This is a genomic window from Streptomyces sp. NPDC092952, from assembly GCF_044754785.1.
Classification (GTDB): Bacteria; Actinomycetota; Actinomycetes; order Streptomycetales; family Streptomycetaceae; genus Streptomyces.
Genome location: NZ_JBIVPT010000002.1, coordinates 468347 through 487882, shown reverse-complemented (window position 1 = coordinate 487882; position 19536 = coordinate 468347). Strand labels below are relative to the sequence as shown.

14 protein-coding genes and 1 tRNA gene are annotated in these 19536 nt (G+C 74.1%); 9 read left to right on the top strand and 6 right to left on the bottom strand.

Annotated features, from left to right (window positions below; genetic code table 11):
- The first annotated feature begins 72 nt into the window (after positions 1-72).
- Both ACIQGQ_RS06085 and ACIQGQ_RS06080 read left to right on the top strand, forming a co-directional pair.
- The gene (locus tag ACIQGQ_RS06085) at positions 73-546 is read left to right on the top strand and encodes an anthrone oxygenase family protein (RefSeq protein WP_402391234.1); all 474 of its coding nucleotides are present in this window, start codon (positions 73-75) and stop codon (positions 544-546) included.
- Between the two features lie 174 nt (positions 547-720).
- On the top strand, positions 721-2214 hold the full coding sequence (locus ACIQGQ_RS06080; RefSeq protein WP_402391231.1) for an FG-GAP and VCBS repeat-containing protein: 1494 nt from the start codon (positions 721-723) through the stop codon (positions 2212-2214).
- 173 nt (positions 2215-2387) lie between these two features.
- Here ACIQGQ_RS06080 and ACIQGQ_RS06075 read toward each other — a convergent pair whose 3' ends face one another.
- Both ACIQGQ_RS06075 and ACIQGQ_RS06070 read right to left on the bottom strand, forming a co-directional pair.
- Positions 2388-3200 carry a thioesterase family protein gene (locus tag ACIQGQ_RS06075; protein ID WP_402391228.1) on the bottom strand — a complete coding sequence of 271 codons (813 nt, stop codon included), beginning with the start codon at positions 3198-3200 and terminating at the stop codon, positions 2388-2390.
- Between the two features lie 164 nt (positions 3201-3364).
- Positions 3365-3437 (bottom strand) — tRNA-Arg (locus ACIQGQ_RS06070).
- 327 nt (positions 3438-3764) lie between these two features.
- Here ACIQGQ_RS06070 and ACIQGQ_RS06065 point away from each other — a divergent pair.
- The 7 genes from ACIQGQ_RS06065 (at position 3765) to ACIQGQ_RS06035 (ending at position 12913) form a co-directional block, all read left to right on the top strand.
- Positions 3765-5438 (top strand): dynamin family protein, encoded by a 1674-nt coding sequence (locus ACIQGQ_RS06065; RefSeq protein ID WP_402391982.1) that lies wholly within the window; start codon positions 3765-3767, stop codon positions 5436-5438.
- Complete coding sequence (locus ACIQGQ_RS06060) at positions 5422-7461, top strand: GTPase (RefSeq protein ID WP_402391225.1); 2040 nt, start codon at positions 5422-5424, stop codon at positions 7459-7461. The genes ACIQGQ_RS06065 and ACIQGQ_RS06060 overlap by 17 nt, the downstream gene beginning before the upstream one ends.
- A gap of 99 nt (positions 7462-7560) precedes the next feature.
- Positions 7561-8016, top strand: a complete 456-nt coding sequence (locus ACIQGQ_RS06055) for a single-stranded DNA-binding protein (protein ID WP_402391222.1) — start codon at positions 7561-7563, stop codon at positions 8014-8016.
- A gap of 283 nt (positions 8017-8299) precedes the next feature.
- Positions 8300-9763 carry a Cys-Gln thioester bond-forming surface protein gene (locus ACIQGQ_RS06050; protein ID WP_402391219.1) on the top strand — a complete coding sequence of 488 codons (1464 nt, stop codon included), beginning with the start codon at positions 8300-8302 and terminating at the stop codon, positions 9761-9763.
- Positions 9764-10146: 383 nt separating this feature from the next.
- Positions 10147-11811, top strand: a complete 1665-nt coding sequence (gene ettA / locus ACIQGQ_RS06045; protein ID WP_352275418.1) for an energy-dependent translational throttle protein EttA — start codon at positions 10147-10149, stop codon at positions 11809-11811.
- Positions 11812-11816: 5 nt separating this feature from the next.
- Positions 11817-12239, top strand: a complete 423-nt coding sequence (locus tag ACIQGQ_RS06040; protein ID WP_352275417.1) for a thioesterase family protein — start codon at positions 11817-11819, stop codon at positions 12237-12239.
- The gene (locus tag ACIQGQ_RS06035) at positions 12236-12913 is read left to right on the top strand and encodes a hypothetical protein (protein WP_402391216.1); all 678 of its coding nucleotides are present in this window, start codon (positions 12236-12238) and stop codon (positions 12911-12913) included. Before ACIQGQ_RS06040 ends, ACIQGQ_RS06035 begins: the two co-directional genes overlap by 4 nt.
- An 8-nt stretch (positions 12914-12921) precedes the next feature.
- Here ACIQGQ_RS06035 and ACIQGQ_RS06030 read toward each other — a convergent pair whose 3' ends face one another.
- The 4 genes from ACIQGQ_RS06030 to ACIQGQ_RS06015 all read right to left on the bottom strand — a co-directional run bounded on the left by ACIQGQ_RS06030 (position 12922) and on the right by ACIQGQ_RS06015 (position 19535).
- The gene (locus tag ACIQGQ_RS06030) at positions 12922-14091 is read right to left on the bottom strand and encodes a serine hydrolase domain-containing protein (RefSeq protein WP_402391213.1); all 1170 of its coding nucleotides are present in this window, start codon (positions 14089-14091) and stop codon (positions 12922-12924) included.
- Entirely contained in the window at positions 14088-15647 is a 1560-nt protein-coding gene (locus tag ACIQGQ_RS06025) for an alpha/beta hydrolase (RefSeq protein ID WP_402391211.1), read from the bottom strand. The genes ACIQGQ_RS06030 and ACIQGQ_RS06025 overlap by 4 nt, the downstream gene beginning before the upstream one ends.
- Before the next feature lie 115 nt (positions 15648-15762).
- A complete protein-coding gene (locus tag ACIQGQ_RS06020; protein WP_402391208.1) occupies positions 15763-16740 on the bottom strand; it encodes an ABC transporter ATP-binding protein in 978 nt (325 codons plus the stop codon).
- Complete coding sequence (locus ACIQGQ_RS06015) at positions 16737-19535, bottom strand: FtsX-like permease family protein (RefSeq protein WP_402391205.1); 2799 nt, start codon at positions 19533-19535, stop codon at positions 16737-16739. The genes ACIQGQ_RS06020 and ACIQGQ_RS06015 overlap by 4 nt, the downstream gene beginning before the upstream one ends.
- Between the last annotated feature and the right edge of the window lies 1 nt (position 19536).

Here is a 19536-nt window from a genome sequence, read left to right as displayed (position 1 = left end):
CCGGCGAACCCGCCGCGCGGCCCGCCCCCACCGGCGTCAATCCGGCTGCGCGGCACGCCCGGCACCGCGAGGATGTCCCGCATGCTGCCCTCCCTCCTCCTGATCCTCGCCGTGATCACCACCGGCCTGTACGCCGGGTTCATGCTCACCTTCCTGATCGCGGTCATGCCCGGCCTCGCCACGCTGCCCGACGAACAGTTCACGGCCGCCATGCGCCGCTTCAACGAGAAGGTGCCCGGCCCGGTCTTCCTGTGCCTCTTCCTCGGGGTGATCGCGTTCCCGGCGGCCGTGGTCGTCGTTGGCGTCGGCGACGGCGACACCGGGCGGGCCCCGGCGATCGCCGCCCTGGTCTGCGCGGCCGCCGGCCACCTGATCACGATCGCCGGGAACATCCCGCTGAACTCGGCGCTGGCCCGGTCCGAGGGCGGCGACGACAGTGCCGCCCGTACCGCGTTCGAAGCCCCCTGGAACCGCCTCCACCTGCTCCGTACGCTCCTGACGCTCCTCGCGTTCGCCCTGCTGGCCGCCGCGGGAGCCGGATTCTGAACGGCGGTGGGGAGCGCCACCGTTCGCCGTCCGTTCGTGTCGTGGAGCTGTAACAGTCGACTCCCGGACACAACCGTCGCCCAGCACGGAGGGTCTGAATCTGCGCAGCGCCGAAGCCGGCACGACGGCCCGGCGCCGCCCAGCAGACGACCGAACCCGAACGAAGGAGCCCCCGTGGCATCCCGCGCCCTCGGAACCACCGTGGTCCTCGCCATCACCGTGGCAACCGCCGTGATCACCCTCCCCACCGCCCAGGCCACGACGCCCGACCGCGCGCCGGCGTCCGTGGGCCGGGCCGCGGCCGCGCCGGCCACGGGCCGCGAGGACTTCAACGGCGACGGTTTCCCGGACCTGGCCTTCACCGCGCCCGGCGGAACCGTCGACGGCAAGGCCAAGGCCGGTTACGTGGGTGTGGTGTACGGCTCCAAGAACGGGCTGCAGACCTCCACCAAGCAGGTCTTCAGCCAGAACTCGCCCGGCATTCCCGACGACGCCGAGGCCGACGACGCCTTCGGCAGCTCCATGACCTCCGCCGACCTCGACCACGACGGGTACACGGACCTGGTGGTCGGCGCGAGCGGCGAGCAGAACGGCACGTTCCGGAAGGCCGGTTCGCTCACCGTCGTCTGGGGCGGCCCGCAGGGACTGTCCGGCGGTGCCACCCTCCTCTCCGGCGACGAGGAGTTCGCCGGGATCGGCACGCTCGCCGCGGCCGGCGACTTCGACGGCGACGGCAACATGGACGTCGTCACCCTCCAGGGCAGCAACATCCACCTCCTGTCCGGACCGTTCAAGCGCGACGGCAGTGCCGCGTCCACCCGGCTGATCAGCGACATGAACGACCTGCGCTACACGGACATCGCCGTGGGCGACTTCAACGGCGACGGCCGCGACGACCTGGCCTCCGCCGTCCACGACGGCGACGAGTACGACGCCCGCCGCATCCTGATCCACAAGGGCGGTGCGGACGGCCTCGCCGCCACCCCCACCACCGTCAAGCGGGCCAACGGCTACGGCCTCCAGGGCGGCGAGACCATCGCCGCGGGCAACATCAACGGCGACAGGTACGACGACATCGTGGTGGGCCGGATCGTCGAGGGCTACGACAGCGACCTCGACTACCCGCTCGCCCTGGGCGGCATGGTCACCTACGTGCCGGGCAGCCTGGCCGGTCCGCAGGGCGCCAAGGCCAAGGTCTTCAACCAGGACAGCCCCGGCGTCCCCGGCGTCGCGGAGGTGCACGACCAGTTCGGCGCCTCGCTGTCGATCGGCGACATGAACGGCGACGGCTTCGGCGACATCGCCGTCGGCGTCCCCGGGGAGGACATCGGCAGGACGAAGGACGCGGGCTCCGTCCTCGTCCTCCCCGGCACCGCCTCCGGCCCGACCGGGACCGGCACCATCGGCTTCAACCAGGACACCCCGGACGTCCCCGGCGTGGCCGAGGCCGGTGACCTCTTCGGCGGCGCCGCCAAGCTCGTCGCCGACCGCGACGGCCGCGCCCAACTGGCCGTCGGAGCCCCCGGCGAGAACGACAAGGCCGGCTCCCTGTGGGTCTTCCCGTCCTCGGCGAAGGGCCCGACGGCCAAGGGCTCCTTCACCTTCGGCCACGGCGTCCTCGGCACGGTCGCGAAGGCCGCCGCCCTGGGCTCCTCCTTCAACCGCTGACCGCACCCCGGGCGGCCTCCCCGGCAACGACCCCGGGAAGGCCGCCCGGGCTCGGAGCCTGTCGGGTGACCTCTGACCGGGCCGCCACGTCCTGGCACGCGCGCTTCCGGCGCCTTGGAATCACACGCAGCAGGCCGCGTCCGCCCATCGACCGAAGGTCACCCGACAGGCTCTCAGGCGCGCGGCTGCGGCCGTACGGTGAGGATCTGCTCGGCCTGCCCGACCGGTCCGTGGATGTCGTGCAGCACGGTGCTGGTCAGCCCCTGCCCCGTCGGGCCGAACGTGACGGTGGTGTCCAGACCGGTCCACGGCCCCTCCGGCTGCCGGTGCAGATGGATCGTGAGATCGACGTTGGGGAACATCCACTCGGCCGGGTCCTGCTGGACGGCGATCCCGTTCGCGGTGTCCACCAGCGTGATGTACGAGGCCAGCGCGCCGCTCTCCTCGCCCGCGACCAGCCCGAGGGGCGTGGAGAGCCAGGCCGCCGTACGGCCCCTGCGGACCGGGGGAGTCCGGCGCACCTCGATGGACGCGATGTACCCCCCGTCCCACTGCCCGCCCATCTCCCACCGGGGCAGCCCGTCCGGCGCGGGCATCGGCTCACGGGGACTGTCGGCGACGGACGAGGTGTCCAGGGACGCCATCAGCCAGGCCCGCGCCCGGACCACCGCCCGGTCACCGATGACGACGGTCGCTTCGAGGAGCTCGATGGTCCGCCCCGGGCGGACGGTCTCCACGGTGACCTCGCACTCGTCGAGCGCGATCCGCCCCAGGATGTCGTACCCGATCCGCCCGACGACGAGCCCGCCCGCCCCACCCGGACGGCCCGCCAGATACCGCTCGATCTCGTGCGCCACCAGCCCGGCCACCGGACTGAAATGCTGTTCACCCGGACTCCACGCCCCACCCGCATGCGCCGTGGGCTTGAACCGGCCCGCCCCCGTCCGCTCGTAGTAGCTCTCGCGGGCGACGGCACCTGTGCTCACGGGACGGATCTCCTCGGCCGGGACATACGCGGATAGTTGCCTACCCCACGCATCCTAGGGACCACCCCACCCCCGAACCACCGTGAGCTGCCCCACAGTCGGGGGTTTCCCGCACACACCCCGACCAGCAAAAAGACCCTCCCGAAGGAGGGTCCTCGACCGTGCGCCCCCGGCAGGACTCGAACCTGCGGCCAAGTGCTTAGAAGGCACCTGCTCTATCCACTGAGCTACGGGGGCCGGGTGGTGGCCTCGGCGGCCTGGAGCCCTGGGGCCGGGCCGGTCCGTGACCTGCCGGGACAAGGATAGGGCTCCGATCACCTTGTCCTGGTTGCTTCACCTGCGTGGCACGATGTGGAGGTTCGGTGAAGCGAACCGATAATCGCAGGTGGGTGGGATTCGTGCAGCGCTTTTGACGTCTGGCGCGCCGGGTGTTGTGCACTCGTTATGCCTGCACCCCCACTCGTCCGCTCTGTCCGGACTTATTTCCCGGGCGAACCGGCGCGCAGAGGTGTCTATACGCTTCAAAAAGGCTCCAAAGTTGGGCATTCTTCGCATGTGGTGACCTTGGACGTACGGCCTCAGCTCATCGACGCACTCTCCGCCCTCCGCGACCGTGTCGCTGCCGTGCGTCTTCCACTTCCGCTGCCGGGGGCCGAGCGCGCCCGGCAGAGCCGGAGCGAACTGCTCGCCCAGCTCGACGACTATCTGCTGCCCCGGCTCAGGGACCCCGAGGCGCCGCTTCTCGCGGTCGTCGGGGGATCGACCGGGGCGGGCAAGTCGACCCTGGTCAATTCGCTGGTGGGGCAGTCGGTCAGCCGGGCCGGGGTGCTCCGGCCCACCACCCGGACGCCGGTGCTCGTCTGCCATCCGGACGACCACCACTGGTTCGCGGGGGTACGCGTACTGCCGCAGCTGACCCGGATCTGGCTGCCGCCCCAGGAGGCGGGGCACCCCGGCCGGTGCGAGGAGTTCGACGGGGCCGACCCGCTCGACGGGGCCGGGGAGGACGACGCCGGCGCGCTGCGGGTCGAGACCGCGCCCGGACTGCCGCGCGGGCTCGCGCTGCTCGACGCGCCCGACATCGACTCCCTGGTGGTCCGCAACCGGATGCTGGCCGCCCAGCTGATCTGCGCCGCCGACGTCTGGGTGATGGTGACCACCGCCTCCCGGTACGCGGACGCCGTGCCCTGGCACCTGCTGCGCACCGCGAAGCAGTACGACGCCTCGCTCGTCACCGTGCTCGACCGGGTGCCGCACCAGGTGATCGGCGAGGTGTCACGGCAGTACGGGGCGCTGCTCACCCGGGCGGGCCTCGGCGAGGTGCCCCGCTTCACCATCCCCGAACTGCCCGAATCGGCCTGCGCCGGCAGCGGACTGCTGCCCGCCACCGCCGTGGCCCCGCTGCGCGCCTGGCTCAGCCACCGCGCCCAGGACCCGGCGGCCCGCCAGCAGGCGGTCGGGCGTACGGCGGCCGGGGTGATCGACTCTCTGGACGTCCGGATGCCGGAGCTGGCCGGGGCCGTCGCCGCCCAGTACGCGGCGGCGGTACGGCTCACCGGGGTGGTGGAGGACGCCTACCACGCGGAGGGCGCCAAGGTCCGGCGCCGGCTGCGCCGAGGCGGGGTGCTCGCCGGGGACGCCCGTACGAGATGGCGCGGCTACCCCCGGTACAGCACCTCGGCGGAGCTCCTGGACGCACTGGTCGAGAGCCTCTCCGCGCTCCTCCAGTGCGCCGTGGCGGCCGCCGACGAGGAGATCCGTACGACCTGGCAACGCGACCCGGCGGCGCGGGAGTTCGGCTTCGAGGGGGTTCGCCGGGAGGAAGGGGGGTGGGGCCCCGCCGAGGACATCCGGGGCCGGATCGCCCTGTCCGTACGCCGCTGGTGGCGGGTGCTGGAGGAACTGGCCGAGGAGGAGGTGCGCGGCATGGAACGCAACGCGGCGCCCGACACCGAGACGGTGACGGCGCTGCTGGCCGCCGCGCTGCTCGGCGGCCGCCGCACCCGGGGCGCGGGGGAGCAGCTCGCCGAACGGATCGGTGCCCAGGGCGCGCTGCGGCTGCGCGACCGGGGCGGGGCGCTGCTCACCGACTGCCTCGACCGGGTGCTGGACGACGAGCGCGACCGGCGGCTCGCCCCGCTCGACGCCCTCGACGTGACCCCGGAGCCGCAGGCCGAACTGATCGCCGCGCTGTCCGTACTGCAGAAGGAGAGGTGGCAGCATGACTGCCGTCACTGACGAAGGGTCCGGTTCCGCCGGGAACCCCGGTTCCGGCGAGGGGCCGGAGGGGGAGACGAAACCGGGTCCGGAGAAGGAGAGGGAGCGGGAGAGCGAGCGGGAGCGGGAGAGGGCTCGGGGGGAGGGGCGGGGCTGGAACGACGGGCTCATCGCGCGGCGTGCCGTGGACCGGGCGGCGGATTCGGGATCCGCGACCGACCCCGCATCCGGCCTCGGGGCCGCGTCCGGGTCCGGGTCCGTTCCGGACGACGGGGACGCGAACCCGCCCCAGGTCGAGGCGTACGTACCCGCGAGCGGTCCGCTCCGGCCCCGGCTCGACGCGCTCCGCGAACTCGTCGGGCTGTCCAGGGCCCGGCTCGACGGGGACACCCTCGACGAAGCGGGGCGGGTGCTCGACGAGGCGGCGGCCCGGCAGCGGCTCTCCTCCCGGCACACCGTCGTCGCCATCGCCGGGGCCACCGGCAGCGGGAAGTCGACGCTGTTCAACGCCCTCGCGGGCGCCCCGATCTCCGAGACCGGGCTGCGCCGCCCGACCACCGCCGCCCCGCTCGCCTGCTCCTGGACCGACGGCGCCGCGGGGCTGCTCGACCGGCTCGCCGTCCCCGGCCGGCTCCGGCGCAGGCCGCAGCAGACCGGCGGGGGCGCCGACGATTCCCTGGACGGCCTCGTACTCGTCGACCTGCCCGACCACGACTCGGCGGCGACCGAGCACCGGGAGCAGGTGGACCGGGTGCTCGCGCTGGTGGACGCGGTGATCTGGGTCGTGGACCCGGAGAAGTACGCGGACGCGGCCCTGCACGAGGGCTATCTGCGGCCGCTCGCCGGGCACGCCGAGGTCACCTTCGTCGTCCTCAACCAGATCGACCGGCTGCCCGGCGACGCCGCCGACCAGGTCCTCGACGACCTGCGCAGGCTGCTCGACGAGAACGGCATGGCGCTGGGCGAGCACGGCGACCCGGGCGCCACCGTCATGGCCGTCTCCGCCCTGACCGGCGACGGGATCGGCGAACTGCGCGAGGTGCTGGGCCGGTTCGTCCAGGAGCGCAGCGCGGCGGCGCGCAGGCTCTCCGCCGACGTGGACGCTGCGGCGGCCAGGCTCCGCCCGGCGTACGTGGCCGAGGGGCGGGTCGGGCTCGACGAGCGGGCCCGGGAGGAGTTCGCCGACCGGCTGGCCGAGGCCGTCGGGGCGGCCGCCGCGGGCCAGACGGCCGAGCGCGAGTGGCGCCGCAACGCCGGACGCGCCTGCGGCACCCCGTGGCTGCGGCTCTGGCGCTGGTACGAGTCGACCCGGCGGCCCGGGAGCCTGGAGTCCCCGACCCGGCCGGAGCCGCCCGAGCAGCGGATCACCGCCCGGCAGCGGGTCGAGCAGGCGGTGCGGACGGTGGCGGACGAGGCCGCGCACGGGCTGCCGGGCCCCTGGGCGCAGGCGGTCCGGGAGGCTGCGGCGCACGGCGCGAAGGAGCTGCCGGAGGCGCTCGACGCGCTGGCCGAACGGGCCGGGACCGAACAGGCGGCGGGGGGCGGAGGAGCCGCCGGAGCGCCCCGGGCCCGGGGCGGCCCTGCGGAGAGCGACGCTTCCGGGACTTCCCGAACTTCCGTCGCCTCCCGGGCGCTCGGGGCTTCCGGCGCGGTGCGGGGCGGCCGGGTCGGCGGGAGGCCGCCGAGGCCGAGGTGGTGGCCGGTCGCGGTGCTGGCGCAGGTGGTGATGACGCTGCTGCAGTTCACCGGCGCCTTCTGGCTGGTCGGCCAGCTGGTCGGTCTGTTCGCGCCGGGCTACCTCACGCCCGCCCTGGTGATGCTGGCCGGGGTGGTCGGCGGCCCGCTGGTGGAGTGGTCGTGCGCGGCGGCGGCGCGCGGCCCGGCCCGGCGGTACGGGCAGGAGGCCGAGCGGCGGCTGCGGGAGGCGGCGGCGGCCTGCGGCCGGGCCCGGGTCCTCGATCCGGTGGCCGCGGAACTCGTGCGCTACCGCGAGGTACGGGAGAGGTACGCGGCGGTGACGGAGATTTCCACAACCGGCGGGTAGTCCACAGGCCCCGGCAGGAATTCCGCCTTCCCCTCACTCTGGAACAGGCGACCGCGACCACGCGGCGGCCGTTTCGAGGACCGAGGGGAAGGCGGATCCATGAACGAGACTTTGGTGACCCTGGTGGGCAACGCGGCGACGGGCGTGGAGTTCCGGGAGACCGCGACCGGCGGAATGGCGCGATTCCGGTTCGCGGTGACGCCGCGCCGCTGGGACCGCGAGAAGCAGCTCTGGGCGGATGGGCACACCAGCTTTTACACCGTGTGGGCCTGGCGGTCCCTGGCCTGGAATCTGTCCGGTTCCGTTTCGATCGGTGAACCGCTCGTGGTGCACGGCAGGCTGAAGGTGCGTGAAGAGGAACGGGAGGGGCAGCGCCGTACGTCCGTGGACGTCGAGGCGGTGGCGGTGGGCCACGACCTGACCCGGGGGACGGCGGCGTTCCGGCGGCTGTCGAAGGCCGAGCCGTCCCCGGCCGTACAGGCGGGGAGTGCGGGCGCGGAACGGTCCCCGACGGAGCGTCAGGAAGGGGTGCCCGCCCTCGCGTCGGCCCCCTGAGCAGGCCGGACCGGGATTCCGGGGCCGGGCGCGGGCGCGCTCGTGACCGGGTGCCGCGGCGGGGAGGAGGCGTCGCGACGGGCGGTGGACGGGGCCGGAAGGTGAACGGGAGTGTTTCCGGGATAACGATTCCGATTCGGAATGGTTGTACGACGGTATGACGGGGGACTGTTCATCGCTTCGTCCTTAGGATTCCGAGTACTCACGGGGCACTTGAGTCGACTGGCGGGGCAATCCCCACACGCGCATCAGGCGCGGAGGGTCCCGCCCGGAGGGGAATTCTGTGTTTTCTGCTTCTTCAGCGACCGCTTCGTCGTCCTCGGGGACGACGGCCATATCTCCGAGGCGGCGCGGCATAGCCCGGCTGGCCGCGTCGGTGATGGCATCCGGTCTGGTCATGGCGGGCGCCTTCGTCGGCGCGGGCAGTGCCGTCGCCGACGAGACGCCGCAGCACCAGGGCGGCGCGTCCGCGGTGCTGGACGGCTTGAAGACTTTCGACCGTGCCGTCCTGCACAGCAACGGCCGGAACCAGCAGCTGCCCGCCGGTCTCTTCGAGATGACCGTCGACGGCGGCGGCAAGCTCAAGACGTACTGCATCGACATCCACAACCCCACCCAGGACCAGGCGAAGTACCTGGAGACCCCCTGGAGCCAGACCTCGCTCAACAGCAACAAGAACGCGGGCAAGATCCGCTGGATCCTTGAGCACTCCTACCCGCAGGTCGACGACCTCGCGGAGCTCGCCAAGGCGGCCGGCACCGGTCCGCTCACCGAGAAGACCGCGGCGGCGGGCACCCAGGTCGCCATCTGGCGCTACTCGGACGGTGCCGACGTCGACGCGACCGACGCCCAGGCCGAGAAGCTGGCCGACTGGCTGGAGAAGAGCGCCACCGACCAGGAGGAGCCCAAGGCGTCCCTCGCCCTGGACCCGGCGGCGGTCTCCGGCCGCTCCGGCGAGAAGCTCGGACCGGTCACCGTCCACACCAACGCCGGACAGGTCTCCGTGACCGGTCCCGTCGACGCCGCCAGCGGCGTCAAGGTCACCGACAAGGCCGGCCAGCCCGTCACCACCGCGTCCAACGGTGCCGAGCTGTACTTCGACGTCCCGGCGGGCACCGCCGACGGCACCGCCTCGCTGACCGTCCAGGCCACCACCTCGGTGCCGGTCGGCCGGGCCTTCGCCGGCGTCACCAAGAGCCAGACCATGATCCTGGCCGGCTCCAGCGAGTCCACGGTCTCCGCGACCGCCACCGGCACCTGGGCCAAGAAGGGCGCCATCCCGGCCGTCTCGGCCCAGAAGAACTGCGCCAAGGGCGGCGTGGACGTGACCGCGAGCAACGAGGGTGACGAGGCGTTCACCTTCGAGCTGGCGGGCAAGGAGCACACCGTCGAGGCGGGCAAGACCGAGACGATCACCGTCCCGGTCGCCGAGGACCAGGCGTACGACATCACGGTCACCGGCCCGAACGGCTTCTCCAAGACGTTCAAGGGCATCCTGGACTGCAAGACCAGCGGCAGCGGCAACGGCGGCAACGGCGGCACCGACACGCAGACCGGCGGCGACAAGACCCCGGCCACGTCCGGCGGCAGCTCGGCCGGTTCCACCGGCGGCTCGGGCGACCTCGCCGAGACCGGTGGCTCCAGCGCCACCCCGGTCATCGCGGGCGTCGCGATCGCCCTCGTCGTCGTCGGCGGCGGCGCGGTCTTCCTCCTGCGCAAGCGCAAGGCCCAGCCCACCGCGCAGTAACGGCGGGCGGGAACAGCAGTAGCAAGGGCGGCCGCGCGACAGCGGGCCCCCGCCGTCACCCCGGCCCCGGGCCGGGGTGACGGACGGCGGACCGTCACCACCGCCCGTCGACGACCCCGGCACGCCGCACCGGCGTGCCGGGGTCGTCGCATGTCACCCGTCGCCCGCGCGCCCCGGGTACGTGCCGTCGCAGGGCGCCGTGGGGCACCGGTGGACGCCTGCGGGGCGGGCCGGGGCCGCCCGGGGCGCGGGGCCCGCCGCTCCGCCGGAGGGGGTCGGGGCGGCCCCGGAATACACCGTGGGCCGTACTGGTTTCCATCCGGGTACCCCCGTCAGGCAAGATGGGTGTATCTGCCCACTCATCGATTGCCGGACGGTTTCTCTTGGCTGAGTACATCTACACCATGCGCAAGACGCGCAAAGCGCACGGCGACAAGGTGATCCTCGATGACGTCAACCTGAACTTCCTGCCCGGCGCGAAGATCGGTGTCGTGGGCCCCAACGGTGCCGGTAAGTCCACGGTGCTGAAGATCATGGCCGGCCTGGAGCAGCCGTCCAACGGCGACGCGTTCCTGTCGCCCGGCTACAGCGTCGGCATCCTCATGCAGGAGCCCCAGCTCGACGAGTCGAAGACGGTCCTGGAGAACGTCCAGGACGGCGCCGCCGAGATCATGGGCAAGCTCAAGCGGTTCAACGAGGTCGCCGAGCTCATGGCGACCGACTACTCCGACGAGCTCATGGACGAGATGGGCAAGCTCCAGGAGGACCTGGACCACGCCAACGCGTGGGACCTGGACGCCCAGCTGGAGCAGGCCATGGACGCGCTGGGCTGCCCGCCCGGCGACTGGCCGGTCGTCAACCTCTCCGGTGGCGAGAAGCGCCGCGTCGCGCTCTGCAAGCTGCTCATCGAGGCCCCCGACCTGCTCCTCCTCGACGAGCCCACCAACCACCTCGACGCCGAGTCGGTGAACTGGCTGGAGCAGCACCTCTCCAAGTACGCCGGCGCCGTCGTCGCGGTCACCCACGACCGCTACTTCCTCAACAACGTCGCCGACTGGATCCTGGAGCTGGACCGCGGCCGCGCCCTGCCGTACGAGGGCAACTACTCCACGTACCTCGACAAGAAGGCCGCCCGCCTCAAGGTCGAGGGCCGCAAGGACGAGAAGCGCGCCAAGCGGCTCAAGGAAGAGCTGGAGTGGGTCCGGTCCAACGCCAAGGGCCGCCAGACCAAGTCCAAGGCCCGCCTCGCCCGTTACGAGGAGATGGCGGCCGAGGCCGAGAAGATGCGGAAGCTGGACTTCGAGGAGATCCAGATCCCGCCGGGCCCCCGGCTCGGTTCCATCGTCGTCGAGGTCGAGCACCTCTCGAAGTCCTTCGGCGACAAGGTCCTCATCGACGACCTCTCGTTCACGCTGCCGCGCAACGGCATCGTCGGCGTCATCGGTCCGAACGGCGCGGGCAAGACCACGCTGTTCAAGATGATCCAGGGCCTGGAGACCCCGGACTCCGGCTCCATCAAGGTCGGTGACACGGTCAAGATCTCCTACGTCGACCAGTCCCGCGCCAACATCGACCCGAAGAAGACCCTCTGGGCGGTCGTCTCGGACGAGCTGGACTACATCAACGTCGGCCAGGTCGAGATGCCCTCGCGCGCCTACGTCTCCGCGTTCGGCTTCAAGGGCCCGGACCAGCAGAAGCCGGCCGGCGTCCTGTCCGGTGGTGAGCGCAACCGCCTCAACCTGGCGCTGACCCTCAAGGAGGGCGGCAACCTGCTCCTCCTCGACGAGCCCACCAACGACCTCGACGTCGAGACCCTGTCCTCGCTGGAGAACGCGCTGCTGGAGTTCCCCGGCGCCGCGGTGGTCATCTCCCACGACCGCTGGTTCCTGGACCGGGTCGCCACGCACATCCTCGCGTACGAGGGCGACTCCAAGTGGTACTGGTTCGAGGGCAACTTCGAGTCGTACGAGAAGAACAAGGTCGAGCGCCTCGGCGCGGACGCGGCCCGTCCGCACCGTGCCACGTACAAGAAGCTCACGCGGGGCTGATCGTCTTGGCCCGCCACCTCTACAGCTGTCCGCTGCGCTGGTCGGACATGGACGCCTTCGGGCACGTCAACAACGTGGTCTTCCTCCGCTACCTGGAGGAGGCCCGGATCGACTTCATGTTCCGGCTGGCGCCCGGGGACGGCTCGCCGTCCTTCTCGGGCGGGTCCGTCGTGGCCCGGCACGAGATCGACTACGTACGGCCGCTGGTCCACCGGCACGAGCCGGTGACCGTCGAGTCGTGGGTCACGAAGATCGGTGCCGCGTCGCTGACGATCGCGTACGAGATCAAGGACCCGGACCAGGTGTACGTGCGGGCCTCGACGGTCGTCGTGCCCTACGACCTGGCCGAGTCGCGCCCCCGGCGGATCTCCGCCGAGGAGCGGCTCTTCCTGCAGCAGTACATGGCCGAGGAGCCCGCGGCAGCATGACGGTGCCCGTACGGTCGCTGGAGTTCGCCGACGCGAGGGAGGCCGAGGATCTCGCGGCCTTCCTCGGTCGGCTCCTCCACTACGACCGGGCCGCCGCCGTGCGGATGCAGGCGGGCGGCGGCGCGCTGGCCGTCTTCGGCCGGCCGCCGTCGTTCGAGGTCCTCGCGGTCCGGGCGGCCCGGCTGGCCGGACCGGACGACTTCGACGTCACCGTGTCCGCCGGTGAACTCCTCGAATGCCTCGGGGAGTCCACCGGCACCGGCGTGCTCCCGGCCCCCGTCACCGGCCCGCCGTGGACCGGGGTCCTCCCGCCGCGCGGCGGCTGGCACGAACAGCCGGGGCTGCCCGACCCGGTGGCCCTGCGCACCGCGCTCTCCGCCGCCGTGGCCGAATTCCGCAACCGGGACGCGGCGCTGCCCGAGCCCCACCGCACCCGGGCGGAGCGGGACCGGATCGGCCGCGAGATCTGGTCGCGTCCGGTCGGCCCGACCCGGCTCCCGCTGCGCGCCGTGCACGCCGCCCAGTCGCTCGGCTTCCTCCGCGCGGCGCCGGACTTCCCCGTCGCCCTGCTCTCCGCCGGTTCCTGGCTGCGGCTGCGCACCCCCTTCGGCTCCATCGCCCTGCGCGCCCCCGGCAGCGGGCTCGGTGACCTCGCGGTGACCGTCGGAGGCTGACGGGGCCGCTACGGGGCGGCCAGCGCCCGGTCGACCAGACGGAGCGCCGCCAGGTCCTGCGCCTCCTGCGCCGGGTCGCCCATCCGCAGGGTGAACGTGGCGCTGGTCGCGGCCCGCGCCCCGTCCGGGGTCACCCCGCTCTCGGAGACGACCCCCAGATGCGTACCGCCGTGGAACCAGACCCCGCCCCGGACGCCGGGGACCGGGCGCCAGGCGATGCCCAGCCCGTACCGGACGCCCGGTGCCGGGCTCCAGTCCTCGGCCGCCACCGTCTCCCTCATCGCCGCCAGCTGGGCCGGGCGCAGCAGCCGCCCGCCCATCAGGGCGCGCAGGAAGACCCCGTGCTCGTGCGTGGTGCTGATGACGGCCCCGTCCGCCCCGCCGCCGGACGCCAGCGTGGTGTCGGTGGGCCGGCCGGTGCCGGGGAACCAGGTGTACGCGCGGGCCGCGGGCGGCGGCAGGTACGGGGAGGTGCCGGGGGTGAACGTACGGCGCAGCCCCAGCGGTCCGACGATCCGGTCGTGCAGCTCCTGCGCCCAGGGGTTGCCGGTCACCGCCTCGACGATCAGGCCCGCGAGCAGGTAGTTGGTGTTGGAGTAGCCCCAGCGCGGCCTGCCCGGCTCCGGCAGCCACTGCGGCGGGCGGCTCAGCGCGGCGGCCAGCTGTTCGGCGGGGACGGCGGGGCGGAACCGGGACCGGTGGTAGCCCTCGGGGGTGAACGCGTCCGCCGCGTCGGGGGAGACGGCCAGGTAGTCGTTGAGCCCGCTGGTCTGGCGGAGCAGATCGGCCACGGTGATCCGGCGGCCGTCGTTCCCGTTCCCCCGCACGGTGCCGGGCAGCCACCGCTCCACCGGATCGGTGAGCCCCAGCCGCCCCTCGCCCACCAGTTGGAGGACGAGCACGGCGGTGAAGGTCTTGGTGTCGCTGCCGATCCGGTACGAGGAGTCCCAGGGCACCGGCTCGTGCGGGGTGCGCAGATCGGCGGCTCCGGCGCGGGCGACGGTCCGGGCGGCGGCGCTCTGCACCTCGGCCAGTACGCCGGTGGCGCCGGTGGCCAGGATCGCGTCCACATCGCGCTGGAGGGAGGCACGGGGTCCGGCGGCGGCCGACGCGGGGGCGGCGGCCGTGGTGACCAGGGCGGCGGCGGTGGCCGCCAGGCCCGTACGGCGGCTGATCACCGGACCTCCCCGGCGGCCGGGCAGGTCAGGTCGGCGGCGGGCAGGGTGCCGTCGCGCAGGTAGTCGTCGACGGCCCGGTCGGCGCAGGGGACCGGGGTGAGCCCCTCCGTGCCGCGCCCGAACACCCCGTGCGAGCGGATGTCGGCCGTCACCAGCCGGGAGCCGGTCAGCCGCCGGTGCAGGGCGAGGGCCCCCTCGTACGGGACGTTGTTGTCCCGGCGGGCCTGGAGCATCAGGACGGGCACGTCGTTGCCGATCGCCGTGGCGGGCTCGCGGGAGGTGCTCGTCCAGAACGCGCACGGCGCCGTCATCCCGTTGACGAACGGGCCGAAGACGGGCTGGGCGGACCGGCTGCGCTCCATGTTCCGCCAGTACGTCTCCGGGTCCTTCGGCCAGCCGCCGGCCGGCCAGCCCCGGTCCCCGCACATGAAGAGCGCCCCGCCGAGCATGCTGTCCGCCAGCTCCGGCGAGCCGAGCAGGTCGAGCAGTCCGGCCAGCTCCGGGCCGGGCTCGACCGGCCTGCCCGCCGCCGCGTCGGTCAGATCGCGCACCGTGGCGGCGAGCACCGGGTCGTACTCCGTGTGCTGGACGAACTGGCGCAGCACCAGCCGCAGCAGCGGGGCGTCCAGCGGGAGGCCCGAGACGGTGACGGGGCGGTGCTCCGCGCCGTCGAGCAGCCGCTGGACGCTCGCCCGGACGCGGGCGGGGGTGGCGCCGAGCCGGTACACGGCGTCGTGCCGGGCGGTCCAGGCGGCCCATTCGTCCAGGCCCGCTTCGAGCGGCGCGCCCGCCCGCTGGAACAGCTCGTACTGGGTGGCCGCCGGGTCGGTGGAGGAGTCGAGGACGACGCGGTCGGCGCGGCGGGGGAACATCTGGGCGTAGACGGCGCCGAGGTCGGCCCCGTACGAGACCCCGTAGTACGACAGCTTCGGCGCGCCGAGGGCGGCCCGGATCGCGTCCATGTCGCGGGCGACGTTCCTGGTCGTGGCGTGCGGCAGCAGCCGGGCGTTGTCCCCGTGCCGCAGGCAGCGCTCCGCCGTGTCGCGGGCGGACCGCACCGAGCGCTCGAAGTCCGCGCGGGGGCTGGTGACCGGGCCGGGCGCGGGCGCCGGGGCGGCCGGGTCGCAGCCGATCGGGGTGGACCCGCCGAGGAAGCGCGGGTCGAAGCCGATCAGGTCGTAGCGCGCCGCGACGTCCTTCAGCGCCGGACGCAGCGACAGGGGGTGGGCGAGCCCGGTGCCGCCCGGCCCGCCCGGGTTGGAGAGCAGGATGCCGCGCCGCTCGTTCCGGGGCGCGGTGGCCCGGATCCGGGAGACCGCGATCCGGATCACCGGGCCGCCGGGGTCGGCGTGGTCGAGCGGGACGGTCACCTTCGCGCACCGCGCGCCCGCTTCGGCCAGCTCCGGCTGATCGGCCGGGCAGGGGCCCCAGTCGAGCCGTTGCCGGGCGGCGGGGGCGGCGACGGGGCCGGGGTCCGGGGCGGCCGACGCGGGCACGCCGCCCGCGAGCAGACCGGCCAGGCCGAGCCCGGCGGTGACCAGTGGAACGAGGCGCATCGTGCTCCCAGCGTCGAGGTACGGCTTCCGTCCTCGACGCTAGGGGCGCACGCCCCGGGGAACCATCGGGCCACCCGGCGGAGCCGGCCGGGGGAAAACCCCACCCCAACTGCCGTTACTTGCCCGGCTGTTCGCCGTCCGGCCAGATCCCGATGTGGTCCCGCTCCAGCTCCAGCAGCACCCGGTGCTCCATGCCGAGCGCCTCGGTGTAGTCGGCGGGCAGCTGGAGCCGTCCCGCGCGGTCGAGCATCGCGTACTCCCGGGCCACCTGGGACTCCAGCCCCGTCGCGGCGTCGACCTCGGTGCGGCGCAGCACCTCCGAGGAGGTGCGGCCGTCGCGGATCGCGACCGTGCGGCGCACCTCGTCGGCCACCGCCTGGTCGTGGGTGACGATCACGATGGTGGTGCCGAGCTCCTCGTTGGCGCGGCGGAACGCGGCGAAGACCTGCTCGCCGGTGGCCGAGTCGAGCTCGCCGGTCGGTTCGTCGGCGAGCAGCACCGACGGGTTGTTGGCGAGTGCCACCGCGATGGCCACCCGCTGCTGCTGGCCGCCGGAGAGCTGGGCGGGGCGCCGGTCGCGGCAGTCCTCGACCTCCAGGATCCGCAGCAGCGACTCGGCGCGGGCGGCCCGTTCGGCGCCCCGCAGCCGCTCCCGGCCGCGCAGCTGCATCGGCAGGGTGACGTTCTGGAGGGCGGTGAGGTACGGGAGGAGGTTGCGGGCGGTCTGCTGCCAGACGAAGCCGACGGCCTCCCGCCGGTAGCGGAGCCGTTCCTTCGGGCCCATCGACAGCAGATCGCGGCCCGCGACCGTCGCCGAACCCGCGGTCGGCACGTCGAGCCCGGCCAGAATGTTCATCAGGGTCGACTTGCCGCTGCCGGACGCGCCGACCAGGGCCATCAACTCGCCCTCGGAGACCAGGAGATCGAGGCCCTGGAGGGCCTGCACCTCCACCCCGTCGGCGGAGAAGATACGGACCAGCCGGTCGCAGGCGATCAGCGCGTCGTGCCCGTAGGAGGGCCGGTCGCGGCGGGCGGCGGCCCGCTGTTCGAGCTCGGCGAGGCTGAGGCTGGTGTCGTCCGACGGCGACGTCATCGCGGGTCTCCTGACCTGAGTTCGGTGATCGGTCCGCGGCGGCTCGCCCACCACGCCTGGGCGGTGGCCGCCCCGATGGTGAGGACGACGACGCCGAGTGCCGGGAGCGTCAGCGACCACGGGTCGGGCCGCAGCAGGGCGGCGTCCGGTGCGGCGGCGCCCGTCCCGTTGAAGAGGGCCAGCCCCGCGAGGTCGACGCCCGGCGCCAGCAGCGCGATCGTCGCCCAGCCGACCAGCACCCCGCCGAAGGCCGCGGGCAGCGCCTGGGGCAGCGATTCGAGGCCCAGCAGCCGCCTGCCCTGCCGGGAGGTGAGGCCCATGGTCCGCAGCCGGGCCAGCAGCGAGGTGCGCTCCGGCGCCGTCCGCAGCAGCGACAGCAGGACCGCCAGCAGGGCGTAGCCCGCCCCGACCCCGACCGCCGCCGCGTAGATCCCGCGCGTGCCCCGCTGCATCGGGGTGTCGACGAAGGCCGCCCGCTCCTCGGCGCGTATCCGTACGGAGATGTCCCTGCCCGACTCCCGGGCCGCGGCCCGCAGTGCCTTCGGGTCCGGGTCGCCGGCCACCAGCAGGGTGGTGGTCCGCTGCCGAGTGAGCACCGACGAGTCGACGAGCAGGAAGTCGTGGTCGGGTATGGCGGCGGTACGCGGCACGATTCCGGCCACCCGCACCCGGAGGTCCCCGGCCGGGGTGGTCAGATCGCGCGGGCCGTCGCCCAGCTGGGCGGCGACGGGCGGCGAGGCGATCACCGGCACGACGGCGTCCTCGCCCCTGCCCTTGTCCGCGCGCAGCCGGCCGGCCGGGAACGTCCCCAGGTCCGCCGTACGGGCCAGCTCGGTGTACGTGTCCGGATCGACACCCAGCAGGGCCGCGCTCTTCATGCTGCTGCCGTCCGCGCCGGGCGGCAGCGGCACCCCGGTCACCACCTGCACCGCGGCCACCTGCCGCACGCCGTCCGCCGCCCGGACCTCCCGGACCAGGCGGGCCGGGAGCGGCGCCGCGTCGAGCAGCCCGCTGATCCGGGCGTCCGCGCCGACCTCCACCACCGCCGCCCGGTCCCGGGCCTCCGAGACCCCCGCGAGGACCGAACCGCCGAACGCCGCCGTGGTCAGCGCCAGCAGCAGCGCGAGCAGCGGCAGCGCACCGCCCGCCGAACTCCGCCCGGCCCGGGCCAGCGACAGGAAGCCGATCGCCCCGCGCCGCCGGGCGACGGCCCGCGAGGCCAGCCGCAGCGGCAACGGCATCAGCCGCACCAGGACCAGTGCCGCGATCAGCCCGACGAGCACCGGCGCGGCGCTGACCAGCAGATCGCCGCCGCCCTCCGCCGTACCGCGCCGCCGCAGCCCGACCACCGCGCCCACCGCCAGGACCAGCACGGTGAGCTCGGCGACCGTACGCAGCCGGGACGGGCGGGCGGTCATCAGATCGTCACGGGCCCCGGGCAGCCGCGGCCGGCGGTGCGGCAGCACCGCCCCCAGCGGCACCGCGGCACAGACCAGAGCGGCGACAGTGATCGGTCCGGCCACCGCGAGCCACGGCCGGGCCGACCCGAAGAACGGCAGCGCGGCCAGCAGCCCCAGCGCCGCCGCGGGCACCGCGACCACCGCCGTCTCGGCCAGCAGCCGCCCGCCCAGCCCGGCCAGCGAACCGCCGCGCGCCCGCATCAGCGCCAGCTCCTCCCGGCGCCGCCCGCCGATCAGCCCGGCCGTCATCAGCAGCACCACGGCGGCGACGGCCCCGACACCCACCGCGGCCACCGTGACGACCGGCCCGATCGCCGTGTGCAGCGTGTCGTACCCGGCGAGGATCTGGTCCAGGCCGGTCACGAACGCCGCGTTGTCACCGGCCACCGCGCGCAGCCGCACCAGCCCCGGACCGCCCTCCAGCGAGGCGATCGCGCTGCGCAGCCCCGGCACGTCGGCGGCGGTCAGACCGGAGGGGTCCGGCGCGAACCGCCAGAACATCTCCGGCTCACCGGTCGAGCCGAGCAGGGCGGGCGCGGCGTCCTGCGGCAGCAGCACGGTCGCGGTCCAGTACTTGCGCGGCGGATCCAGGCCGGGCGGGTTCGTGTCCGGCTCCGGCACCAGGGCCGGGGTCCGGAACAGCGGCTCGGCCGACCAGTAGGTACTCCGGGGCTCCCTGGGGGCGATGATGCCGGTGATCCGGACGGTCAGATGCTCCCCGGCCCGGGTCGGTACGGCGATCGTCGCCCCGGGCCGGGCACCCAGCGCCTTCGCCGTCGCCTCGGTGACCGCGCCCTGTACCTCGTCGGTGTCCTCGGTGACCTGGCCGCGCACGGCGGGCCAGGCCCCGGAGCGCAGCGCGGAGTGGTCGCGGAGGTCCGACGGGGTGGCGTAGGCCAGCTTCGGGTCGACCCCCTCGGGCCGGGGCAGCCAGGCCTCCGTCGCGGTCATCGGCTGACCGGTGCGGACGCCGTACGAGGAGTCGGCGGCACCGGGCCGCACCTTGGCGGGCATCGCGGCGCGCGCCTTGTCGTGCACGGTCTTCAGCGCCGCGCCGCGCACCGCCGCCTCGCGCTCGGCCGGGGGCAGCTGGAGGCTGGGCTGCGGGCTGTTGAGCTCCAGGACGCTGCGCCCGGCGGTGGCGGCGGTGATGTCGTGGCGCAGCCCCTCGGTCCCCTGGTGCTCCACCGCGCGCGGGAAGACGGCCGAGAGGAACGAGGTGACCAGCACCAGCAGGGCCAGCGCCCAGGCGGTGCCGGGCGCGGTGCGCAGCCGGGTGCGCACCCAGGGCGCGTCGGCCGGTTGGCGGCCGGTGCGGACGGAACGCGAAGTCATG

Excerpts from the sequence above, each read along its gene's own strand:
- ACIQGQ_RS06025 (WP_402391211.1), bottom strand. The coding sequence starts at position 15,647 with ATGCGCCTCGTTCCACTGGTCACCGCCGGGCTCGGCCTGGCCGGTCTG.
- ACIQGQ_RS06035 (WP_402391216.1), top strand. The coding sequence starts at position 12,236 with ATGACGGTGCCCGTACGGTCGCTGGAGTTCGCCGACGCGAGGGAGGCC.
- ACIQGQ_RS06085 (WP_402391234.1), top strand. The coding sequence starts at position 73 with ATGTCCCGCATGCTGCCCTCCCTCCTCCTGATCCTCGCCGTGATCACC.
- ACIQGQ_RS06055 (WP_402391222.1), top strand. The coding sequence starts at position 7,561 with ATGAACGAGACTTTGGTGACCCTGGTGGGCAACGCGGCGACGGGCGTG.
- ACIQGQ_RS06015 (WP_402391205.1), bottom strand. The coding sequence starts at position 19,535 with ATGACTTCGCGTTCCGTCCGCACCGGCCGCCAACCGGCCGACGCGCCC.
- ACIQGQ_RS06020 (WP_402391208.1), bottom strand. The coding sequence starts at position 16,740 with ATGACGTCGCCGTCGGACGACACCAGCCTCAGCCTCGCCGAGCTCGAA.
- ACIQGQ_RS06060 (WP_402391225.1), top strand. The coding sequence starts at position 5,422 with ATGACTGCCGTCACTGACGAAGGGTCCGGTTCCGCCGGGAACCCCGGT.